Raw genomic sequence first — 19650 nt, forward strand, 5'->3', positions numbered from 1 at the left:
GTGTTCACCTCAGAGGGCCCGACCCTGCGCGAACTGGCCGTACAGGCCCTGTCCTCCGTCGAGCGGGGCTACGACCTGCTGGCGCCCAAGTTCGACCGGACCCCCTTCCGCACCCCCGACCGGATGCTCGACGCCGTCGAGGAGACCCTCGCGCAGCGGGAGGGCTCCTTCGCCACCGGGCTCGACGTGTGCTGCGGTACGGGCGCCGGCCTCGGGATGCTGCGCCGGCTGTGCCGGGGCCGGGTGACGGGCGTGGACCTGAGCGCGGGGATGCTGGCCGAGGCCGGGCTCGCCCACCCCGAGGAGCGCGTGGACCTGCTGCGGGCCGACGCGCGGGCCCTGCCGGCCGGGCTCCGGGACTCGTACGACCTGGCGGTCAGCTTCGGCGCCTTCGGGCACTTCCTGCCGGCCGAGCGGCCCGCGGTCTTCGCCGGGGTCCACGCGGCCCTGCGCCCCGGCGGCGTCTTCGCCTTCCCGATCGGCGCCCCGATCCCGCCGAGCCGCCCGGCCTGGTGGGCGCTGACCGGCTTCGACGCGGCGATGCGCGTGCGCAATGCCGTCCGGCGGCCGCCGTTCGTCATGTACTACCGGACCTTCCCCTTCGGGCCCGTACGCGCTGACCTGCGCGCGGCGGGCTTCACCGTGGAGACCGTCCCCCTGACCCCCTTCGGCCGGCGCGCGGACGGCACCCCCCACTGGCGGCTGGTCCTGGCCCGGAAGGCGGCGTAGATGAGCGACCCGCAGACCGCGTTCCCGCTCCCCCGGGGCGCGACGGGCTTCCGCCACGTCAGCGAACCACCGCTGCCGGACACCGACCCCGAGGACTGCCGCACCGCCTGGCAGGCGGCCGCCCTGGCGGCCGGCGGACGGGTCGACGACTTCGTGGAGGAGTGCTACCCGCAGAACTTCCACAGCGCCACGCTCACCGACCGGGAGGGCGCCGCGCACGTCGCCCTCTTCCACGTCCACCACCCGCTGGTCGCCTTCGTGGACGAACGCCGCTTCGGCTACACGGACGAGTTCCAGGACCCCCCGCCCTGGGCGGCCACCCTCACCGACTCCGGCTTCACCGTCCTGCCCGCCACGCTCCTGCGCTCCCCGTTCTCGGAGGCGGACACCTCGGCCCTCGCGGAGACGGAGCGGAGCGAGATCGACTACTGGCAACCACACACCATCGGCACGGCCGTCTTCAACATGTGGGACTGACGGCCGCCGGTCGCCACACGAGGGCCGGTAGGCCGGGCCCTCACGGTCACCCTCCGGCACCTGCGACGGCGTCAGACGGATGGCATGTTCGACAGATTCTCCGCCCACGTCGAGGAGTTGTGGAGCCGAGGTCGCGACGTACGGGAAGTGGAGCGAGATGCCCAGGCGTGACTACGAGGACGACCCCCGAGCCCCCAAGGCGAACAGCCTCGTGCCCGCCGCCTCGGCCGTCGTCGTGGACGAGGGCGGGCGCATCCTCTTGCAGCGACGCGCCGACAACGGGATGTGGGCTCTGCCCGGCGGGAAGATGGAGCTCGGCGAATCCGTCGGGGATTGCGCCATCCGGGAGACCTTCGAGGAGACGGGGGTGACGGTCGAGATCGTCGGGATCGTCGGGACGTACACCAACCCGGGCCACGTCTTCTCCTACGACGACGGCGAGGTGCGGCAGGAGTTCTCGATCTGCCTCCTCGCCCGGCCCACCGGAGGAAGCCTGCGCGTGTCGGACGAGTCGTTCGAGGTGGCGTGGTTCGCGCCGGAGGCCGTGGACGGCCTGCCGATGGTGCCGAGCATCCGCAAGCGCATCGACGACTGGAGGGCCGGCCGGGGACCCGTCGTCCGCTGATCTGCGCACGGGCAGACGTTGCGGCAGATCAACTGCCGCGCCCTGGCGTTCAGTAGCCGGGCCGGGCCGGGACGACGGGGGCGTCGGTCGCGCTCCGGGCACCCGGAAACACTGGATCGTCGTCAGGTCCGCGCGCTGAGGCGCGGGGCGAACTTGCGTGCGGGAGGCCGGGGTTGCCGGGTCGTGGTGGGGCGCGTCCCGGTGGGGCCCGATGCTTCTTTTGGTTCAAGTACTGGGAGAAAGAACTCATCCCAAACCCCACCAGGCCTCCCGCTGCGCGGGCTCTCACTCACACGGGTGAATCGGCCAACTGAGGTGGATTTCGCGGTGGTTGTCTGGCATATGCTCGCCCCGACAACTCAGACATCAGACATGAGACGGCCCCCGACGGGACTGCGAATCCCGATCGAGGGCCTGACCACACAGGAAGCACAACCTTCCCCATGGCTTCGGTGCACTTTACCGCGCCCACGCGCGCGACATACGGGGTTCGACACTCCAACGTCCGGCTCACCGGGCGGTTCACGGTCGTGAGCAACGACCTCATCCAGCATCCCGAGATGTCGGCCGTCGCGCGGATCCTGGGGATCTACATCCAGTCGCTGCCCGCCGGAACCCCCATCGGGATCAAAGACCTGGTCAAGCAGCTTCCGCTCGGGGAGACCTCGATCGCCAACGGGCTGCGGGAGCTGGTCGCGTTCGGGTATCTGGAGCGGTCGTTGGAGAGCCTGCCGGGTGGACGGATCGTCACCCGTACGGTGTCCTTCAACCACCCCCGAGCGGCGGCCGTCTCCCGTCCCAACCGCAGCCCCGCGCCCCCCACCCGGGACCCGCGGACCAGCACCAAGCACCCGCGGGCGGGGCGGCGGGCACGGGCGACGGCTCGCGCTGATCTACGGGCGGGACCTTCCCGCCGGGCGGTCGTTGAGCGGGACGTGATCCTCTGGCTGCTCAACCACCTCAGCACCTTCCTCCTCGGCGTCGTCCTCGTCGGCGGCTTCGTCGCCCTCGCCATCGGCGGCAGCCTGGCCGCCCGCCGCCGGTTCCCGCACCTCGCGGGCGGCGAGCACAACGAGATGGTCGGTGTCGCCCTCGGCATGTTCGGCGCGATCTACGGCATCATCCTGGCCTTCGTCGTCGTCACCCTGTGGACCCAGCTGGAGAACACCCAGACGATCGTCGCGAGCGAGGCCACCGACCTGGCCCTCGTCGTCCGCAGCGCGGAGGTCTTCCCCCCGGCCGAACGCGCCCGCGTGGACCGGGCCGTGGGGGAATACGTCCACGCCGTCGTCGAGGTCCAGTGGCCCCTCATGCGCGAGGGTCGGCCCAGCTACGAGGCCACCGCCGACCAGACGCACGCCCTGTACACGGCACTCCAGGCCTACGAGCCCGTCGGCGCCCGGAGCGAGACCTTCTACGGGGAGGCCGCCGGCCGCCTCAACGACGTCGCCGCACAGCGGCGGGCGAGGGTGACGATGGCCGAGACCTCGCTGCCGATCCTGCTGCAAGTCCTCGTCTACGGGGGAGCGTTCGTGATCCTCCCGCTCACCTTCCTCTTCGGGCTGCGCAGCCTGAAGATGCAGCTGCTGTTCGTCTCGGCGGTGGCCGGCCTGATCGGCTTCAGCCTGCTGCTGGTGATGGCGCTGGACCGGCCCTTCGCCGGGGACCTGAGCGTGAGCCCGGCACCGTACAAGGAGGCGGCACTGGCACAGTTCTGGCCCTAGCCCCGGCGGCGGTCCCCGACGAGGGGGTCGAGGATGGGGCCCAGGTCGATGGAGTCCAGCCGGTCGGGGTCGGTGAGCACGTCGATGGCGGTGATCAGGCCGTCGGTGACCGTGAAGGCCAGCATCGACATCAGCCGCCCCCCGACCACGCACAGCACGCCCGCGGCCCCGTTGACCAGCACGGGGCGGACGAACGGGGCGAGCGCGGAGTACAGCGCCGCCTGGGAGCCCACGGTCCGGGCGCCGGTCAGGACTACCGACTGGCCGGCGCGTTCGACACCGCCGTCGGAACGCAGGACGACATCCGGGTGGAGCAGGGCTAGGAGCGCCTCGAAGTCCCCGTCCTGCGTGGCCGCGAAGAACGCGCTGACGGCCGCGCGCTGCCGGGAGAGGTCCGGATCCGGCGCGGGCGCCCGCCCCTGGACGCGGCGGCGCGCCCGGCTGGCGAGCTGCCGGGTGGCCGCCGGGGTCTTGTCGAGCATCAGGGAGATCTCGTCGAAGGGCACGGAGAACATGTCGTGCAGGACGAACGCCAACCGCTCGGCGGGCGCGAGCTCTTCCAGGACGACCAGCAGCGCCAGCCCGACCGAATCGGCCAGCAGCACCTCGTCCTCGGGCTCGACCGCACCCTCCCGGCTGAGGACCGGATCGGGCATGCGGATCTCCAGGGAGTCCTCGCGGCGCGTCTCCCGCGCACGCAGCCCGTTCAGGCACAGCCGCGCCACGACCGTCGTCAGCCAGCCGCCGAGGTTCTCCACGTCACCGACATCGGTGCGGCTCAGCCGCAGCCAGCACTCCTGGACCGCGTCCTCGGCCTCACCGAGCGAGCCGAGCATCCGGTAGGCGACGGCCCGCAGATGGGCCCGGTGCTCCTCGAACCGCCCCGCCAGCACGTCCTGCTCACACACGCCCACGCCCCGAACTCCCTCTCGCCAGACTTCGCCAGACCTCCCCAGACCCGCCGCCTACTTCCAGGGGTCCTCGGTGGATACGCAGCCCAGGGCGCGCAGCTGCGCGTCCGTGTCCCTGAGGGTCTCGATGCCGTCGGCGATCCACGACCAGCCGTCGCCGGGCACCCCGGCCATGTCGTCCACGTCCCTCGAGGGCACGCCCAGACCGGACGTGGCCATCACCCGGCGCAGCCCCGAGCCGATCTGCTTGCGGGCCTTGGTCCACGACTCGTGGGTCTTCGGGTCGGGGATCATCGCGTACCCATGTGCGTCCTCCAGGCTGGTGGACAGGGGGCCCATGTCGATGTACACCTTGTCCGCCTCGTGGCTGCCGTGGGCGATCCTCGCCGAGGTGATCAGGCCGTTGAGCCGCTCGCGGCCGCCGCTCTGGTACCACTGGATGACGCCCGCGCCGGGTTTCGACGGCTCGGGCGCCGTGGCGCTCGGGACGGGCTTGAAGCTCACGTTCGTGTTCGGCGCCTTGCTCTCCGGCTCGCCGGCGCAGCCGGTCAGCAGGAGGGCGCCGGCGGCGACCGGTACGAGGAGCTGGTGGAGTAAGCGGACGCGCATGGATCCCCCTGGGACGGTCTACGGGCCGTGCTTCGAGCGGTGCGTCGAGCAGTGGTTCGAGCAGTGCTTCTGCCTTGCTTCGAATCAGTCTTTGCGCCCGGTCGCGGCGACGGTCACGCCGAGACCGATCATCGCGAGCCCGCCGGCCCCGCCGATCGCGGACAGCCGCTGAGGCGACCGCGAGAACCAGCTGCGGGCGGTCGCCGCGAGCATGCCCCAGGCACTGTCGCAGACCACGGCGATGAGGTTGAACACCAGGCCGAGGATCAGCATTTGGGCCGCCACGTGGCCCCGGTCGCGGTCCACGAACTGCGGGAGGACGGCGGCGAAGAACACGATGGTCTTCGGGTTGGCCACGCCGACCGCGAAGCCCTCCCACAGCGAGCGCCACGTCCCGTAATCGGTCGCGTCCGCACCGAAGTCCGCGCGCAGGGCGCGCCGCTGCCGGAAGGCCTTGACCCCCAGGTAGACGAGGTACGCGGCTCCCGCGAGCTTGAGCGCCGTGAACACGAGCACCGACCGCTCGACGATCGAGCCCACCCCGAAGGCCACGGCGACGACCAGCACGTACGCGCCCAGCGTGTTCCCGGCCACGGTCGTCAGGACGGCCCGCCGCCCCTGGGAGAGGGCGCGCCCGATGACGAAGAGCACGCTCGGCCCGGGAATCAGGATCAGCAGCAGCGACATCGCGGCGAAGGCGAGCAGTCGATCGGTGGACACCATGCGGCTCATCGTTCCGGACGGCTGGCGGGAGGGGAAGGGGAGCCCGGCGGAGGGGAAGGAGGGATCGTCGGCGGTGGCCGCCACGTACGGGACCGCCACGCACCGCATGCCCGCCGCGCGGGCGGCCAGCGCGCCCGGCGCCGCGTCCTCGACGGCCACGCAGTCGGCGGGCTCCGCGCCCAGGCGCCGCGCCGCCTCCAGGAACACGTCCGGGGCGGGCTTGCCCTGCGCCACCTCCTCGGCGGAGACCACCGTGGTCAGCTCTCTGCCCTGCTCATCGTTTCCGACGTGCGCACCGCCGGCCTCTGCACCGGCGTCGCCCCGGTCGTGCTCGGCGCCATCTCGTGGTGGCGCCGGGACCGTCAGCCCGAGCGTCTCTACCCGGCGGCCGTGGCCGAGGAGCGGGAACCCGCCCCCCCCTCTTCCCATCCGCCCGGCCCGCGCCCCCCCCCCCCCCCTCCACCCCGCCCCCCGCTCCGCCCGTCCCACCCCCCCCGGCCCTAGCCCAACCCTTTCCACACCCACCCGTCGCCGGGTTCGCACCCACACCCCCCACCCGTCACAACAGACCAGCCAAGGCTCCCGTGTTAACGCCGTTAATGCCCGGCCACCGAAAAAAGTACTGGTCGACTGGTTTTTTTACCCGTCATCTGTCTAAATTGACCTTCAGCCGCCCTTGATCAACCCGAAGGGCACGGCGAAGTACCGCGATCCCAGGGGGAAGAGGCATGGCGAGGGTCAGGCAGGAACGTGCGGAGATCACCCGGCAGGCGATCCTCGACGGCGCGGCCCTCGCCTTCGACGAGAAGGGGTTCCACGGCACCAGCCTGACCGACGTGGTCGGGCACGCCGGTGTCACCAAGGGAGCCCTGTACTTCCACTTCCCCTCCAAGGAAGCCCTCGCCCACACTTTGGTGGAAGAGCAGTTCCAGGTCTCCGCAAACGTCCCCGCCATCGAGGAGCCGGGCCTCCAGACCGCCATCGACCTGACCCACCAGATGGCGTTCGGGCTGCGGACCAATGTCCGCATCCGCGCCGGGATCCGGCTGCTCATCGAGTTCGGTTCCTTCACCGACCCGGACCCGAACCCGTACAACTCCTGGATCGACATCATCCGCGGCTGTCTGACGCCGGCCCAGGAACGCGGCGACGTACTGCCGTCGCTCGACGTGCGCGACCTGTCGACCATGCTCGTCGGCTCGTTCACCGGCATCCAGGTGACCTCGCACGTGCGCACCGGCCGCGAGGACCTGCACACCCGGGTCATCGACCTGTGGACCTTCCTGCTCCCGGGGATCGTGCCCGCGCACCGCATCCCCCTCTTCGACCTGGCCGGCTCGCCCGAGTGCCGGGCCGAGCTCGGTCTGCCGACCTCCGACTCATCGCGGGTCGCGGTCGGCTGACGACGTATCCAGGGCGGCCTCGCACACGCCGTGGTGAACCACGGGGGTGCTCGCTACGGCGTGTGCGAGGCCGCCCTGTCGCGTACCCGGGCCCGGCCCCGCCGTGCGGCCCGGCCCGGAACTGCGGCCCGGCCCCGCCCTGCGGCCCGGCACTGTCCCGCACGGCCCTGATCCGGACCTGGATCCGGACCTCGATCCGGCCCCGATCCGGCCCTGTTCAGGCTCGATCCGGACACTTCCACACCACTTCGTTAGCAAAACTCAAGCGTGGCGCCCACGGACACCCTAGAACGTTAGTAAAGTCCCTCTCATGACTTCGCCCTCGTCCCCGAACGACCGAGAGAAGGTCGTCTCCAAACTCCCCCCGTGGCTGCGGCAGGAGCTGAAGATCCGCACCGCCCAGCTGCGTGTGGACATCCAGGACGCCGTGCACCAGGGCATCGCCCACTGGAGCGCGCTCGCCTCAGCCCCCTCCCCCGTCGACACCTCCGGAGCCGAGTCCTTCTCCACCTGGCTGCCCGCGGGCCAGTGGGAGTCCTTCCGCGCCGACTCCAAGGACCGTGGCGTCTCCCTCATCCAGGGACTCGCCCAAGCCGTCCGCCTCTGGCTGGAGATGAACCCGGCCCCCACGGTCAAGCGGCCCTCCGTCGTCCGCCGCATCGTGGTGTGCAACCAGAAGGGCGGAGTCGGCAAGACCGCCATCACCGCCGGCACCGCCGAGGCCCTCGCCGAGGATCCCGCCAGCCTCCACCCGGTCCGCGTCGCCCGCCAACTGGCCCGGCTCTCGGCCGTCGAGGACGGCGAGGTCCCGGGTGCGGAGTCCGGCGCACCCGTCGACCTGGAGGACCTGCCCGGCCTCGGCATGCGCGTCCTGCTCGTCGACTTCGACCCCCAGGGCCACCTCACCAAGCAGCTGGGCCGGCAGCCGCTGCCCATCGGCGGGGACAGCCTCACGTGCCACATGGCGGGCGAAGCCAAGGGCCCCCTCGCCGACCTGATCGTCCCCATCCCGGACGACCGCTTCGGCGACCGCCTCCACATCCTCCCCGCCTGTACGGACGCCTTCCTCCTCGACGTCCGCCTCTCCACGGTCCGCGCCCGCGAGGCCGCCCTCGAACGCGCCCTCGCCCCGGTCGAGTCCGACTACGACGTCATCCTCATCGACTGCCCCCCGAGCCTCGGCCTCAGCATGGACGCCGCCATCTACTACGGCCGACGCCGCGACGCCGAACAGCCCGGCGCCTCGGGCGCGCTGATCGTCGTACAGGCCGAGGACTCCTCCGCGGACGCCTACGACCTGCTCACCTCCCAGATCAACGATCTGCGCGACGACCTCAGCCTCGACATCGACTACCTCGGGCTCGTCGTCAACCTCTACGACGGCCGGCGCGGCTACATCGCGACCTCCTCCCTCCAGGCCTGGATGGACATAAAGGATCCGCGCGTGGTGGCCATCGTTCCCGACCTCAAGGAACAGCGCGAAGCGGTACGCGTGAAGCAGCCGCTGTTCGTCTACGCACCCAAGGGCGACCAGGCGATCGCCCTGCGCGCCCTCGCAAGGGAGATCTCATGAGCAAGGCCGACAAACTCGGAGTCTCGCCGTCCTTCGCCCGTGCCCAGCCCGTCGGCATCAGCTCCCGTCGCACCGCCATCGCCGAGGCGACCGGCGCCCCCACCTCCGGCGTGGTCCCCCCGTCCGAAGTTCCCATCGAAGCCCTCGCCCACAACCCCTTCAACCTGCGCGAGGACCTCACCGAGCTCGACGAGCTCGCGGCGTCCCTGACCGTCCGCGGCCAGCTCCAGCCGCTGGCGGTCGCCACCCGGATGGCGTTCATGGAGGCCCACCCGGGCCACACCGACGGCCTGGGCCGCGCCCCGTACGTCGTCATCGACGGCAACCGGCGCCTGGCGGCGGCCCAGCGGGCCGGCCTGCGGACCATGCACATCCACGTCAACGACTCACTCTCCACCTCGGCGGCGGACATCCTGGAGTCGGCCCTCATCGCCAACGTCCACCGCGTCGACGTGGCGCCCATGGACCAGGCCCGCGCGCTGCAGGAGCTCGTCGAGGTCCACGGCTCCCAGGCCCAGGTGGCCAAGCGGCTCGGCAAGACGCCCGCCTGGGTCTCCCAGCGCCTGACCCTCCTCAACCTCACCCCGGAACTCCAGGACAAGGTGGAGACGGGCGAGCTGAAGGTGGAACCGGCCCGCCGCATCGGCCGCCTCCCCCAGGAGGACCAGGCGCCGGCGGCGGAGGAAGCCGCCCGCCCCGCAGGCCGCCGCGCGCACGGACGGGGCCGGATCGCGGGCCAGTGCGCCGAGCAGCCGATCCGGCATGCCGTGCAGGCTCGCGGCGTCCGCCCTGACCGCGTCGGAGGCGGCGCCCGCCAGCGCTTCGTACGCCTCCTCCGTCAGCCGCGCCCGGGCGACCTCGACCGCGTCGACCGCCAGCCAGTACATCCGCTGGGAGTTCGGCTCCGCGAGCACGAGCCGGGACCACTGGTCGGCCGTGAACCCGACACAGGTGCGGGTGCCGGTCCGGGAGAAGCCCAGCGTGGTGCCCCGGTGTTCGGCGAACCCGGCGCGCAGCTTCGGGTCCGGGTGGGCGATCACCGCCTCCAGCACGGCCTGCGGCAGGTCCGGCCGGTACGACAGCCGGCCGCTGATGCCGATCAGCCCCACCAGGATCCCGTCGGGCGCGGAGCGGTTCATGCTCAGGCCCTCCAGCCGGGAACGGCGGAGCCGCCCCCCCGCCGCTTCCCCGAACCGCAGCCCGTCCCAGACCGCCGCGTCAGTGCCCCGCTCGTTCCCCATCCTCCGGAACATAGACGATGTTCGGAACCCCTGCCGTCGGGTGGCTGCCCACCCGGGTGCGGACCCCGTAGACCTCGGTCAGCAGGGCCTCCGTCAGCACCTGCGCCGGGGTGCCCGAGGCGGCCACCCGGCCGTCCGCCAGGACGTAGAGGCGGTCGCAGTACATCGCCGCGAGGTTGAGGTCGTGCAGGACCAGCAGGGCCGTTGCCGGCAGGGCGCGGACCAGCCCGAGGATCTCCAGTTGGTAGCGGATGTCCAGGTGGTTGGTCGGCTCGTCGAGGGCGAGCAGGCCGGGGTCCTGGACGAGCGCGCGGGCCACCAGGGCGCGCTGGCGCTCGCCGCCGGAGAGCTCGTCGAACCGCCGCCCCGCGAGGGCGGCCGCCCCCACGGTCTCCAGGGCCTCGCCGACACGGCGCGCGTCCTCGGGACCGTCCTGCTCCCAGAACCTCTTGTGCGGGCTGCGCCCCATGGCCACCACTTCCCGCACGGTGAGGCCGAAGGCGCCGGCCGCGTCCTGGGGAACGACCGCCACCCGCCGGGCGCGGTCCTTGACGCCCAGCGATGCCGTGTCCGCGCCGTCCAGCAGCACGCGCCCGCCGGTCGGGCGCAGGGTGCCGTAGACGCAGCGCAGCAGCGTCGTCTTGCCGCTGCCGTTGGGCCCGACCACGCCGACCGTCTCGCCGGGGCGGGCGGTGAGGTCGATTCCGTGCAGCAGCGGCTGCCCGTCGATCTCGTAACGGACGGCTTCGACGGCGAGTTCCGCGGGCCCCGCCGCAGGCCCCGCCCCAGGCCCCGTCTTCGGGCCCGCCTTCCGTCCGACCGTCATCCCACGACCCCTTCGGTACGGGTGGAGCGGCGCAGCATCCACAGGAAGAACGGCCCGCCGACGAGCGCGGTGACCACGCCGACGGGGATCTCCTCCGGCGCGGCGACGGTACGGGCGGCCAGGTCGGCCAGGGTCAGGAACACCGCCCCGCCCACCGCGGCCACGGGCAGCAGCGCCCTGTGCCCGGCGCCGACGGCCATGCGGGCGGCGTGCGGAACCATCAGCCCCACGAAGCCGATCGCCCCGCTGTAGGCCACGAGCACCCCGATGACGAGCGAGGTGAGGACGAAGACGGCGGCCCGGAACCGCCCGGTGTCCAGGCCGAGCGTGTGCGCGCCCTCCTCGCCGGCGAGCAGCAGGTCGAGCGGCCGGGCCAGGGCGACGAGCAGGCCGGTGCCGAGGACCAGGGCGGCCGCGGGCAGGGCCAGCTCGCCCCAGCGGGCCCCGCCGAGACCGCCGAGGGTCCAGAACAGCACGCTGCGGATCTGGTCGGGGTGCGCGGCCAGTACCAGGACCAGGCTGGTCAGGGCGGACAGGATGTACTGGACGGCGACTCCGGCGAGGATCAGCCGGCCGGTGGTCATGGCGCCGCCCCGCCGGGCCATCGCGTAGACGGCGACGAGCGCGCCCATCGATCCGGCGAAGGCGGCGAGCGGCACGGCGGCCCCGCCCGCGAAGCCGAGGATCCCCGCGCCGAAGACGATCACCAGGACCGCGCCGGCCGAGGCCCCGGAGGAGGCCCCGAGCAGGAACGGGTCCGCGAGCGGGTTGCGCACGAGGGCCTGCAGCACGGCTCCCGCGACGGCGAGCCCGGCGCCGACGACGGTGCCGAGGAGCACGCGCGGCATCCGGACGTCCCACACGATGGCGCCGAAGGCACCGCCGCCCGTGCCCGGCGCCGGTCCGGCGAGCAGGATGTCGAGCACCTGGCCCGGGGGGATCCGCACCGGCCCCAGGGCCAGCCCGGCCACGGCGGAGACGGCGAGCGCGGCGGCGAGTACGGCGAGGGTCACCGAGGTCCGGATCGCACGGGGCGTGCGGATCGTACGGGGCGTGCGGCGCGTGCGGTGCGCCCTCACGCGGGGTCGGGGTCGGGGTGGAGCTGGGAGCCCAGCGACTCGACGGCGTCGGCGACCCGCACCCCGAGCACGGCGGAGGAGAGCGGGAGCACCACGAACCGCCGGTTCTTGACCGCGGGAACCCGCGCCAGCGCCGGGTCGTTCAACAGACGCTGCTTCTTGGCTTCGACGGTGGTGCCGCCGTAGTCGTAGATGAGGACGACCTCGGGCGCCCGCTCGATGACCTTCTCCCACGACACATCGCCGAAGGTGTCCTGGAGGTCGGCGAACACGTTCGTCCCGCCCGCCAGGGAGATGATCTCGCTGCCGATGCCGTTGCCCCCCGAGGTGAAGGCGGAGGCGTCGCCCGAGTCGTAGACGAAGACGCCGGGCTTGGCCTTGTCCTTCACCCGCGCGGTGACGGCGTCGATGCGGCGCTGCTCGTCGGCGATGAGCCTGTCGCCGCGCTCGGGCACGCCGAAAGTGCGCGCCACCTCGGTGATCTCGGTCTTGAGCTGGTTCAGGCCGACGGGCCCGTCCGTGCAGTACTCCACGCTGAGCCGGGAGTCGATGCCGGATTTCGCGAGCCCCTCGCGGTCGCGGCCCTGCGCCTTGTCGAAGGCGCTGGAGTAACCCCCGTACACGAAGTCCGGGTTGGCGCCGAGCAGAACCTCCTTGGAGGGGTACTCCTTCGCCAGGACCTTGATCTTGTCGTAGGCCGGCCGGTAGGCGGGCAGCACCGCGTCGTCGAGATAGGCGGTCCCGGCCATCCTGTCCTCCAGCCCGAGGGCGAGGAGCAGCTCGGTGGCGTGCTGGTTCATGGTCACGGCCCGCCGCGGGGGCACCTGATAGGTGCTGCTGACACCGCAGTTGGCGACGGTGTACGGGTACCCGGGCGCGGCGACCCGGTAGCCGTACACCTGTCGCTTATACACCTCTGACGCTGCCCACGCACTCCTCCGTCCTCGGGCCCGGGCCCGCGCGGGGCGGCGGGCCGTTGCAGGGCGGCGATCTGGTCGGGGCGCAGCACGTCCAGACCCACCCAGGAATCGGGGCCGCCGAAGAACTTCCGCAGGGTGGTGTGGGCGCTGATGCCGGTCACCCGGCGGGTGCGCGGCAGCCTCGCCATAGGCCGTCACCGAGTCCCGCGACCCGCGGGCCACGGGCCTGGACCCGCCCTGCACGGCCGCCCTCACCACCGCCGCCCTCGCCACCATCCGTAATCTGGGCATCCTCGCGCACGTGGACGCGGGCAAGACGACGATCACCGAACGGATCCTGTTCGCCACCGGCGCCGTGCACAAGCGCGGCGAGGTCCACGACGGCACCACCGTCACCGACTTCGACCCGCAGGAACGCGACCGGGGCATCACCATCTCCGCGGCGGCCGTGAGCTGCGCCTGGGGCGGCCACCGCCTCAACCTGATCGACACCCCCGGCCACGTCGACTTCTCCGACGAGGTGGAGCGTTCGCTGCGGGTGCTCGACGGGGCGGTCGCGGTGTTCGACGCCGTCGCGGGCGTCGAGCCGCAGAGCGAGACGGTGTGGCGGCAGGCGGACCGGCACGGCGTGCCGCGGATCGCCTTCGTCAACAAGCTGGACCGGGCGGGCGCGGACCTGGACACCGCGGTCGCCTCGATCCGGGAGCGGCTGGGCACCGTACCGCTGGTCGTCCAACTGCCCATCGGGCGCGAGGACGGCTTCACCGGCGTGGTCGACCTCCTGCGGATGCGCGCGCTGGTCTGGCACACCGGATCCGACACGTGCGAGACCGGACCGGTCCCCGAGCCGCTGCGCGAGGAGGCCGGCCGCCGGCGCCGGGCACTGGAGGAGGCGGTGGCCGAACTCCACCCGGCCGCGCTGGAGGAGTTCTGCGCGACGGCGGCCCTGACCGCGCACACCCTGGCCGCCGCGCTGCGCGACCTGACCCTCAGCGGGGACGGCGTCGTGGTGCTGTGCGGCTCGGCGTACCGCAACCGGGGTGTCGAACCGCTGCTCGACGCGGTGCTGGCGTACCTGCCTTCGCCCGCCGACGTACCGGCCGTACGCGGCCTGCGGGCCGGCTCGGAACAGGAGCGCGCCGCCGACCCGGCGGAGCCCTTCACCGCCCTGGCGTTCAAGGTGACGGCGACGGCCACCGGGCGGCTCACCTACGTGCGCGTCTACGCGGGTACGGCGCGCAAGGGGGAAACGGTGCTGGACGCCGGTACGGGCCGCACGGAGCGGATCGGCCGGATCCTGCGCGTGCAGGCCGACCGGCACGAGGAGATGGAGGAGGTGACGGCCGGTGACATCGTCGCCGTGGTGGGGCTGAAGAACGTACGTGCCGGGGCGACCCTGTGCGCGCCGTCGGCGCCCGTGGTCCTCGAACCGCCCCTGGTGGCGGAACCGGTGGTGACGGTCGCGGTGGAGGCCCGGCGCAGCGCCGACGTCGGCCGGCTGTCGTCGGCACTGGCGCGGCTCGTCGTCGAGGACCCCTCCCTCGTGGTGCGGTCCGACCCGGAGACCGGGCAGACCGTGCTGTCGGGGATGGGCGAGCTCCATCTGGAGGTCGCGGTGGAGAAGATCCGCCGCGGCCACGGGCTGGACGTCGCCGTCGGCCGGCCGCAGGTGTCCTACCGGGAGACCGTGGTGCGGGGCGTGACGGGCCTGGTGTACCGGCACGTCAAACAGGACGGCGGCGCGGGGCAGTTCGCCCACGTCGTCGTGGACGTCGAACCGTGGGAGGAGGCGGGGATGGAGTTCGGGTCGACGGTCGTCGGCGGCCGGGTGCCCCTGGAGTACGTGCGTGCCGTGGAGGCCGGCTGCCGGGACGCCCTCGCGGAGGGCCCCCTGGGCGGCTACCCGGTGACCGGACTGCGGGTCACGCTCACCGACGGCGCGACCCACTCCAAGGACTCCTCGGAGATGGCGTTCCGGGCGGCGGGGCGGTTCGCGCTGCGCGAGGCGCTGCGAGCGAGCGCGATGGAACTGCTGGAACCGGTCGTGGAGGTCGCGGTCACCGTTCCGGAGGACTCCGTCGGCGGGGTGCTCGGCGATCTCGCGGCCCGCCGGGGGAAGGTCTCGGGCTCCACTTCCCGGGCCGGTACCGCCGTGGTCACGGCGGCCGTTCCGCTGGCGGAGCTCTTCGGCTACGCGTCCGGGCTACGCGGCCGGACCCGGGGCCGGGGCACCTTCACCACCCGGCCGGCCGCGGCGGCGCCCGTACCGCGGTCGGTGGCCGAGGCGGTCCTGGCCGCGCGGTAACCGCGGGGAGGGCGCCGGCCTCGTCCCCTCCCTGCCCTGCCCCGACGCGTCGGGGCAGGACAGGGTTCCTCCCGGTCCGCGCGATCACGAAGGTCGAGGAGGAGGCCCGGCGCCTCTACGTCGACCTCACCAAGGGGGAGATCGCGGACGCTCCGGAGTTCGACCGGGACGAGAACCTCGGCAGCGCGGAGTACCGCTCCGCGCTCAGCGCGTACTACGCTCCGGCGCGTCCCTCACCGGCCACCCCGCCTGAGGCGCCCGAGGAGCTACGGACCTTCGTCGTAGGTCCCCGCCTCGATCTCGAGGGCGAGTTCCTGGAGGACCTCGATCGCGGAGACGTCCGTCCGGCCGTTGTCGTGCGCGATGGCGAGGCTGGTGAAGGCCAGGCTGAAACCTGAAACCATCGTGTGCAGGGCCGGGCCGAGGGCCTCGGCGACCAGCGTCGCCACCTGCCGCGGCGAGGCGTCGGCCGGCACGCTGATCGACGGCAGCATCTCGTTCAGGAGCGTCGTGGCCACTCCGGCCGCCGCCTCCTCCGGGCCGCCCTCGGCGTCCTCCTCGCCCGTCTCGACGGCCCGGCGGATGTCCTGGGCCTCGGTGAGGATGCCGATCACTCGCTTGAGTACCTCTGCGCGTTCCACCTGGTGAGCGTAGTCCCGCTCCCGGACACGGCGCGCGTGCCTTCCGAAATCAGCGCGCGCGGGATGACCGCGCCCGCGGGCCCCGCCCCGGCGGCGCGGCCCGCCCGGGCGGAGTACGGCATTCCACTGGACTGCCCAGTGCTAGTGCTGTGACCGGAAAGGTTCACCGGGTCGCGGCGCCCGGCACGGCACCTCGCCGCGTTGTCGGACCACCGAAGTACGTCCAGTACAAGCGGCCCTCCGCCCGGGGGCCCCTCCCAGCGGTAGCTGGGGGAGAGGCACCGCACCGGACACCGCGACCCGGCAAACCTTCCCGGCCGCAGCACTAGTGCTGTGACCGGAAAGGTTCACCGGGTCTGATGCTGTGCTGGCAGGATCGCTCCGTGGATCTTTCTGAGGGGCTGGCTGAGTGGACGGATTGGGACGGTGCCGCCTTCGTGGTGGGCCGCTCGCCCCAGCCTCCACGATCCCGCGGGCGAGCTCCTCCTCCGCCTCCCGCAGGGCGGCCTGCGCGTAGCTCTCGCCGGCGCCCACCACCCCGCCCACGAACATGTCGTAGTGCGCCGGGAAGACCAGCTTCGACGCCGTCCGCCGGTGGGTGAAGATCCGCCCCTGCCTGTCCCCGGCCAGCACGAACACGCACCGGTGGACGAGCCCGGCCGCGTACACCTCGCCGCGCGGCGCCCGCCCCGTCACCCGGTCGTCCCGGTCCACCACGTCCAGTACCTCGTCGGCCGCGCTCACGTCTTGGTGCCTCCGCTCCTGTTGACTGGTTACCGCTCCGTAGCAAAGGATCGCCTCCACCACCGACGGAGGACGGGTTTCGCATGACGTACGACGCAGACGTGATCGTGATCGGGGCCGGGCTCGCGGGCCTCGTGGCCACCGCCGAGCTCGTCGACGCCGGCCGCAAGGTCATCCTGCTCGACCAGGAGCCCGAACGGTCCATCGGCGGCCAGGCCCACTGGTCCTTCGGCGGCCTGTTCTTCGTCGACTCGCCGGAGCAGCGCCGCATGCGGATCAAGGACACCCGCGAGCTGGCCCTCCAGGACTGGGCCGGCACGGCGGGCTTCGACCGCGAGGAGGACGCCTGGCCGCGCCGCTGGGCCGAGGCCTACGTGGACTTCGCGGCCGGCGAGAAGCGCCCCTGGCTGCACGCCCAGGGCGTCCGCTTCTTCCCCGTCGTGGGCTGGGCCGAGCGCGGCGGCTACGACGCGAACGGCCACGGCAACTCCGTCCCCCGCTTCCACATCACCTGGGGCACCGGCCCCGGCCTGGTGGAGCCCTTCGAGCGCCGGGTGCGGGCCGGGGCGGCCCGCGGGCTGGTCCAGCTGAAGTTCCGCCACCGGGTCACCGGGCTCTCCCGCACGGCGGGCGCGCTCGACACCGTGACCGGCGAGGTGCTGGCCCCCTCCGACGCCGTACGGGGCACCGCGAGCGGCCGCGAGGCCACCGGCGAGTTCTCCCTGCGGGCCCAGGCCGTGATCGTGACCAGCGGCGGCATCGGCGGCAACCACGACCTCGTGCGCAAGCAGTGGCCGGCCCGGCTCGGCACCCCGCCGGAGCGGATGCTCTCCGGGGTCCCGGCGCACGTGGACGGCCTGATGCTGGGCATCGCGGAGGGGGCGGGCGCGAGCCACATCAACAAGGACCGGATGTGGCACTACACCGAGGGCATCGAGAACTGGAACCCGATCTGGGCCAGGCACGGCATCCGCATCTTGCCGGGCCCCTCCTCGCTCTGGCTCGACGCCACCGGCAAGCGGCTGCCCGTACCGCTCTTCCCGGGGTTCGACACGCTCGGCACCCTCGACCACATCATGAAGACCGGCCACGACCACACCTGGTTCGTCCTCAGCCAGCGCATCATCGGCAAGGAGTTCGGGCTCTCCGGCTCCGAGCAGAACCCCGACCTGACGGGCAAGTCCGTCCGGGGCGTCATCGAGCGGGCGCGTCAGGCCGTGCCCGGCCCGGTGCGGGCCTTCATGGACAACGGCGTCGACTTCGTGGTCGAGAAGGACCTGGCCTCGCTCGTGCGCGGCATGAACGCGGTCACGAAGGAAGGGCTGCTGGACGAGGAGACGGTCCGCCGGGAGGTCGTCGCCCGCGACCGGGAGATCGCCAACCCCTTCACCAAGGACCTCCAGGTCATGTCGATCCACGGGGCGCGCAAGTACCTCGGCGACAAGCTGATCCGCACCGCCGCCCCGCACCGGATCCTGGACCCGGCGGCGGGCCCGCTGGTGGCCGTCAGGCTCTCGATCCTGACCCGCAAATCCCTCGGCGGCCTGGAGACCGACCTCTCCTCCCGGGTGCTGACCGACACGGGCGAACCCTTGCCGGGCCTCTACGCGGCGGGCGAGGCGGCCGGCTTCGGCGGCGGCGGCGTCCACGGCTACCGGGCCCTGGAGGGCACCTTCCTCGGCGGCTGCATCTTCTCGGGCCGCGCGGCGGGCCGCGCCGCGGCCGCGGCCATCGGCTAGGGCGGGATCCGGCCAGCGGACGCGCGGGCCGCCCTCCCGCCCGGCGGCCCCGAGCACGCCGCGCCCGCGGCCCGGAAAGCCCGTACGCCCGGGCGGGGCCCCGCCCGCGGCCGCGGCCCGGCGGGGCCGCTCAGTGCCGCCCCACCCCGCACCGCGAGCGGGAAATTGGCTGACGCACGCCTTCGCCGATCTCCGCGGGGCCCCCACCGGGGGCCCCGCCGCGAAGCGGAAGTACCGTCTCAACTCGGCAGCTTTCCACACCAGTTGAAACGCGCCAGCCAGTGGACTGGACCTTGACTCGGAGCTGTGCGTACCGCTTTGCTGTGCGTGATCATCCGGCAACACCGCCCGACCGCCCGCGCCTTGGAGGGATTCCGCGGATGTCTCCGCCTCCGCCGCCCCTCGGCCGCGCCCGCAAGCGGGACGCCCAGCTCTTCGACCCCGCCCTCTGTGACCTGGAACTCGTCGACGTCCGCTCCCAGTTCACCCAGGGCCGCTGGGCCAAGGCGCGCTCCCTGCTGGTCGCCACCGGCGACGACTGGGACCGCCGCGGCCACCGGCTCGTCGTGCTCGCCGAGACTCCCGCGGCCACCGCCTGGGCCCGCGAATGGCTCCTCGCCGAACCGGAGAGCGCCGACGCCGTCACCCTCCTCGCCTGCGCGGCCGTCTTCACCGCACTGCGCCGCAAGGGCACCCCGGAAGCCGCCGAGGAAGCCTGCCGCCGGGCCGCCGCCCTCTTCCCGGCCGACCCCACCCCCTGGCTCGGCCTGCTGCTCCTGACCCGCGCCCTCGGCACCGAGGAGGAGTTCAGCCGCCACTTCGACCAGGTCCGGGCCCGCCACCGGGAACACCACCACGCCCACCACCTGATGGTCTCCCGGCTGGCCGAGCGGGCCCCCGCCTCCGGCCACGACCCGCTCCACGAGGTCTACGACTTCGCCGCCTGGGCCGCCGAGGAGTCCCCGGCCGACTCCCCGCTGGCCGTGCTCCCCGTCATCGCCCACGCCGAGCGCTACCGGGTCCTCGCCGCAGCGCACGGCCACAGCGTCCAGGCCGTGACCGAGCACTGGTCCGGGCGCCGCGCCCGCCAGGTGCTGCGCTCCGCCTTCGACTGGTGGCTGGAGTGGGAGCGCGAGGACCACCCCCGCAACCGTGTGGACCTCAACTTCCTCGCCCACGCCAAACTCTCCGAAGGCCGCCCCGCCGAGGCCGCGGCCCTCTTCCAGCGCATCGGCAGCCACGCCACCCGCGCCCCGTGGTCCTACCCGGACCTCGACCCGCACAAGGCCTTCCTCGCCGCGCGCAGCGCCGCGCTCGGCACCGCCTGACCCCCGCTCCCCGCACTCCGGCACGCCGTCGCCGATCCGCAGCCCGCGAACAA

The 19650-nt window shown here is 72.9% G+C and carries 16 protein-coding genes and 3 pseudogenes; 10 read left to right on the plus strand and 9 right to left on the minus strand.

Annotated features, from left to right (window positions below; genetic code table 11):
• The 4 genes from DRB89_RS40470 to DRB89_RS40490 all read left to right on the plus strand — a co-directional run bounded on the left by DRB89_RS40470 (position 1) and on the right by DRB89_RS40490 (position 3555).
• A complete protein-coding gene (locus tag DRB89_RS40470) occupies positions 1-729 on the plus strand; it encodes a class I SAM-dependent methyltransferase (protein WP_112452879.1) in 729 nt (242 codons plus the stop codon).
• Positions 730-1206: a hypothetical protein gene (locus DRB89_RS40475; RefSeq protein ID WP_112452880.1), complete on the plus strand. Its 477-nt coding sequence runs from the start codon at positions 730-732 to the stop codon at positions 1204-1206. It abuts the gene before it with no gap.
• Between the two features lie 157 nt (positions 1207-1363).
• Positions 1364-1831: an NUDIX domain-containing protein gene (locus DRB89_RS40485; RefSeq protein WP_112452881.1), complete on the plus strand. Its 468-nt coding sequence runs from the start codon at positions 1364-1366 to the stop codon at positions 1829-1831.
• Between the two features lie 530 nt (positions 1832-2361).
• Positions 2362-3555 (plus strand): DUF4239 domain-containing protein, encoded by a 1194-nt coding sequence (locus tag DRB89_RS40490; RefSeq protein ID WP_343234837.1) that lies wholly within the window; start codon positions 2362-2364, stop codon positions 3553-3555.
• On the opposite strand, the gene DRB89_RS40495 is transcribed toward DRB89_RS40490, so the two are convergent.
• From DRB89_RS40495 to DRB89_RS43990, 4 genes and pseudogenes are all read right to left on the minus strand, one after another.
• Positions 3552-4463, minus strand: a complete 912-nt coding sequence (locus tag DRB89_RS40495) for a sigma-70 family RNA polymerase sigma factor (RefSeq protein ID WP_112454409.1) — start codon at positions 4461-4463, stop codon at positions 3552-3554. The two genes, DRB89_RS40490 and DRB89_RS40495, sit on opposite strands and share 4 nt — an antisense overlap.
• Positions 4464-4520: 57 nt before the next feature.
• Positions 4521-5075: a hypothetical protein gene (locus tag DRB89_RS40500; protein WP_112452915.1), complete on the minus strand. Its 555-nt coding sequence runs from the start codon at positions 5073-5075 to the stop codon at positions 4521-4523.
• An 84-nt stretch (positions 5076-5159) separates the two neighbouring features.
• Positions 5160-5798: a LysE family translocator gene (locus DRB89_RS43985; protein ID WP_112452914.1), complete on the minus strand. Its 639-nt coding sequence runs from the start codon at positions 5796-5798 to the stop codon at positions 5160-5162.
• A 39-nt stretch (positions 5799-5837) separates the two neighbouring features.
• Positions 5838-6053, minus strand: a pseudogene (locus DRB89_RS43990) (HAD-IA family hydrolase); the annotation flags it as partial.
• A 473-nt stretch (positions 6054-6526) separates the two neighbouring features.
• Here DRB89_RS43990 and DRB89_RS40510 point away from each other — a divergent pair.
• The 3 genes and pseudogenes from DRB89_RS40510 to DRB89_RS40520 form a co-directional block, all read left to right on the plus strand.
• Positions 6527-7201: a ScbR family autoregulator-binding transcription factor gene (locus tag DRB89_RS40510; RefSeq protein WP_112452910.1), complete on the plus strand. Its 675-nt coding sequence runs from the start codon at positions 6527-6529 to the stop codon at positions 7199-7201.
• A gap of 310 nt (positions 7202-7511) precedes the next feature.
• Entirely contained in the window at positions 7512-8774 is a 1263-nt protein-coding gene (locus DRB89_RS40515) for a ParA family protein (protein ID WP_112452909.1), read from the plus strand.
• A pseudogene (locus DRB89_RS40520) lies at positions 8771-9373 on the plus strand (ParB/RepB/Spo0J family partition protein); the annotation flags it as partial. The gene DRB89_RS40515 and the pseudogene DRB89_RS40520, both read left to right, overlap by 4 nt.
• A gap of 619 nt (positions 9374-9992) precedes the next feature.
• Here the strand turns inward: DRB89_RS40520 and DRB89_RS40525 are convergent.
• The 3 genes from DRB89_RS40525 to DRB89_RS40535 form a co-directional block, all read right to left on the minus strand.
• Positions 9993-10841: an ABC transporter ATP-binding protein gene (locus DRB89_RS40525; protein ID WP_112452573.1), complete on the minus strand. Its 849-nt coding sequence runs from the start codon at positions 10839-10841 to the stop codon at positions 9993-9995.
• On the minus strand, positions 10838-11854 hold the full coding sequence (locus DRB89_RS40530) for an iron ABC transporter permease (protein WP_239516631.1): 1017 nt from the start codon (positions 11852-11854) through the stop codon (positions 10838-10840). Before DRB89_RS40530 ends, DRB89_RS40525 begins: the two co-directional genes overlap by 4 nt.
• A gap of 62 nt (positions 11855-11916) precedes the next feature.
• The gene (locus DRB89_RS40535; RefSeq protein ID WP_239516632.1) at positions 11917-12834 is read right to left on the minus strand and encodes an ABC transporter substrate-binding protein; all 918 of its coding nucleotides are present in this window, start codon (positions 12832-12834) and stop codon (positions 11917-11919) included.
• Positions 12835-13066: 232 nt separating this feature from the next.
• Here DRB89_RS40535 and fusA point away from each other — a divergent pair, with 232 nt between their 5' ends.
• Positions 13067-15145, plus strand: coding sequence for an elongation factor G (gene fusA / locus DRB89_RS40540; RefSeq protein ID WP_112463722.1), 2079 nt, complete (start codon positions 13067-13069; stop codon positions 15143-15145).
• Between the two features lie 266 nt (positions 15146-15411).
• Here fusA and DRB89_RS40545 read toward each other — a convergent pair whose 3' ends face one another.
• Together DRB89_RS40545 and DRB89_RS40550 are read right to left on the minus strand one after the other, a co-directional pair.
• Entirely contained in the window at positions 15412-15786 is a 375-nt protein-coding gene (locus tag DRB89_RS40545) for a hypothetical protein (protein WP_112452924.1), read from the minus strand.
• Between the two features lie 477 nt (positions 15787-16263).
• Positions 16264-16530 (minus strand): annotated as a pseudogene (locus DRB89_RS40550) (NUDIX domain-containing protein); the annotation flags it as partial.
• 83 nt (positions 16531-16613) lie between these two features.
• Between DRB89_RS40550 and DRB89_RS40555 the strand changes: the two are divergent.
• Complete coding sequence (locus DRB89_RS40555; RefSeq protein ID WP_112451793.1) at positions 16614-18269, plus strand: FAD-binding dehydrogenase; 1656 nt, start codon at positions 16614-16616, stop codon at positions 18267-18269.
• A 380-nt stretch (positions 18270-18649) separates the two neighbouring features.
• Positions 18650-19597 carry a hypothetical protein gene (locus DRB89_RS40560; RefSeq protein ID WP_112451794.1) on the plus strand — a complete coding sequence of 316 codons (948 nt, stop codon included), beginning with the start codon at positions 18650-18652 and terminating at the stop codon, positions 19595-19597.
• Positions 19598-19650: the final 53 nt, after the last annotated feature.

It is taken from the genome of Streptomyces sp. ICC4, assembly GCF_003287915.1.
Taxonomy (GTDB): Bacteria; Actinomycetota; Actinomycetes; order Streptomycetales; family Streptomycetaceae; genus Streptomyces; species Streptomyces tritrimontium.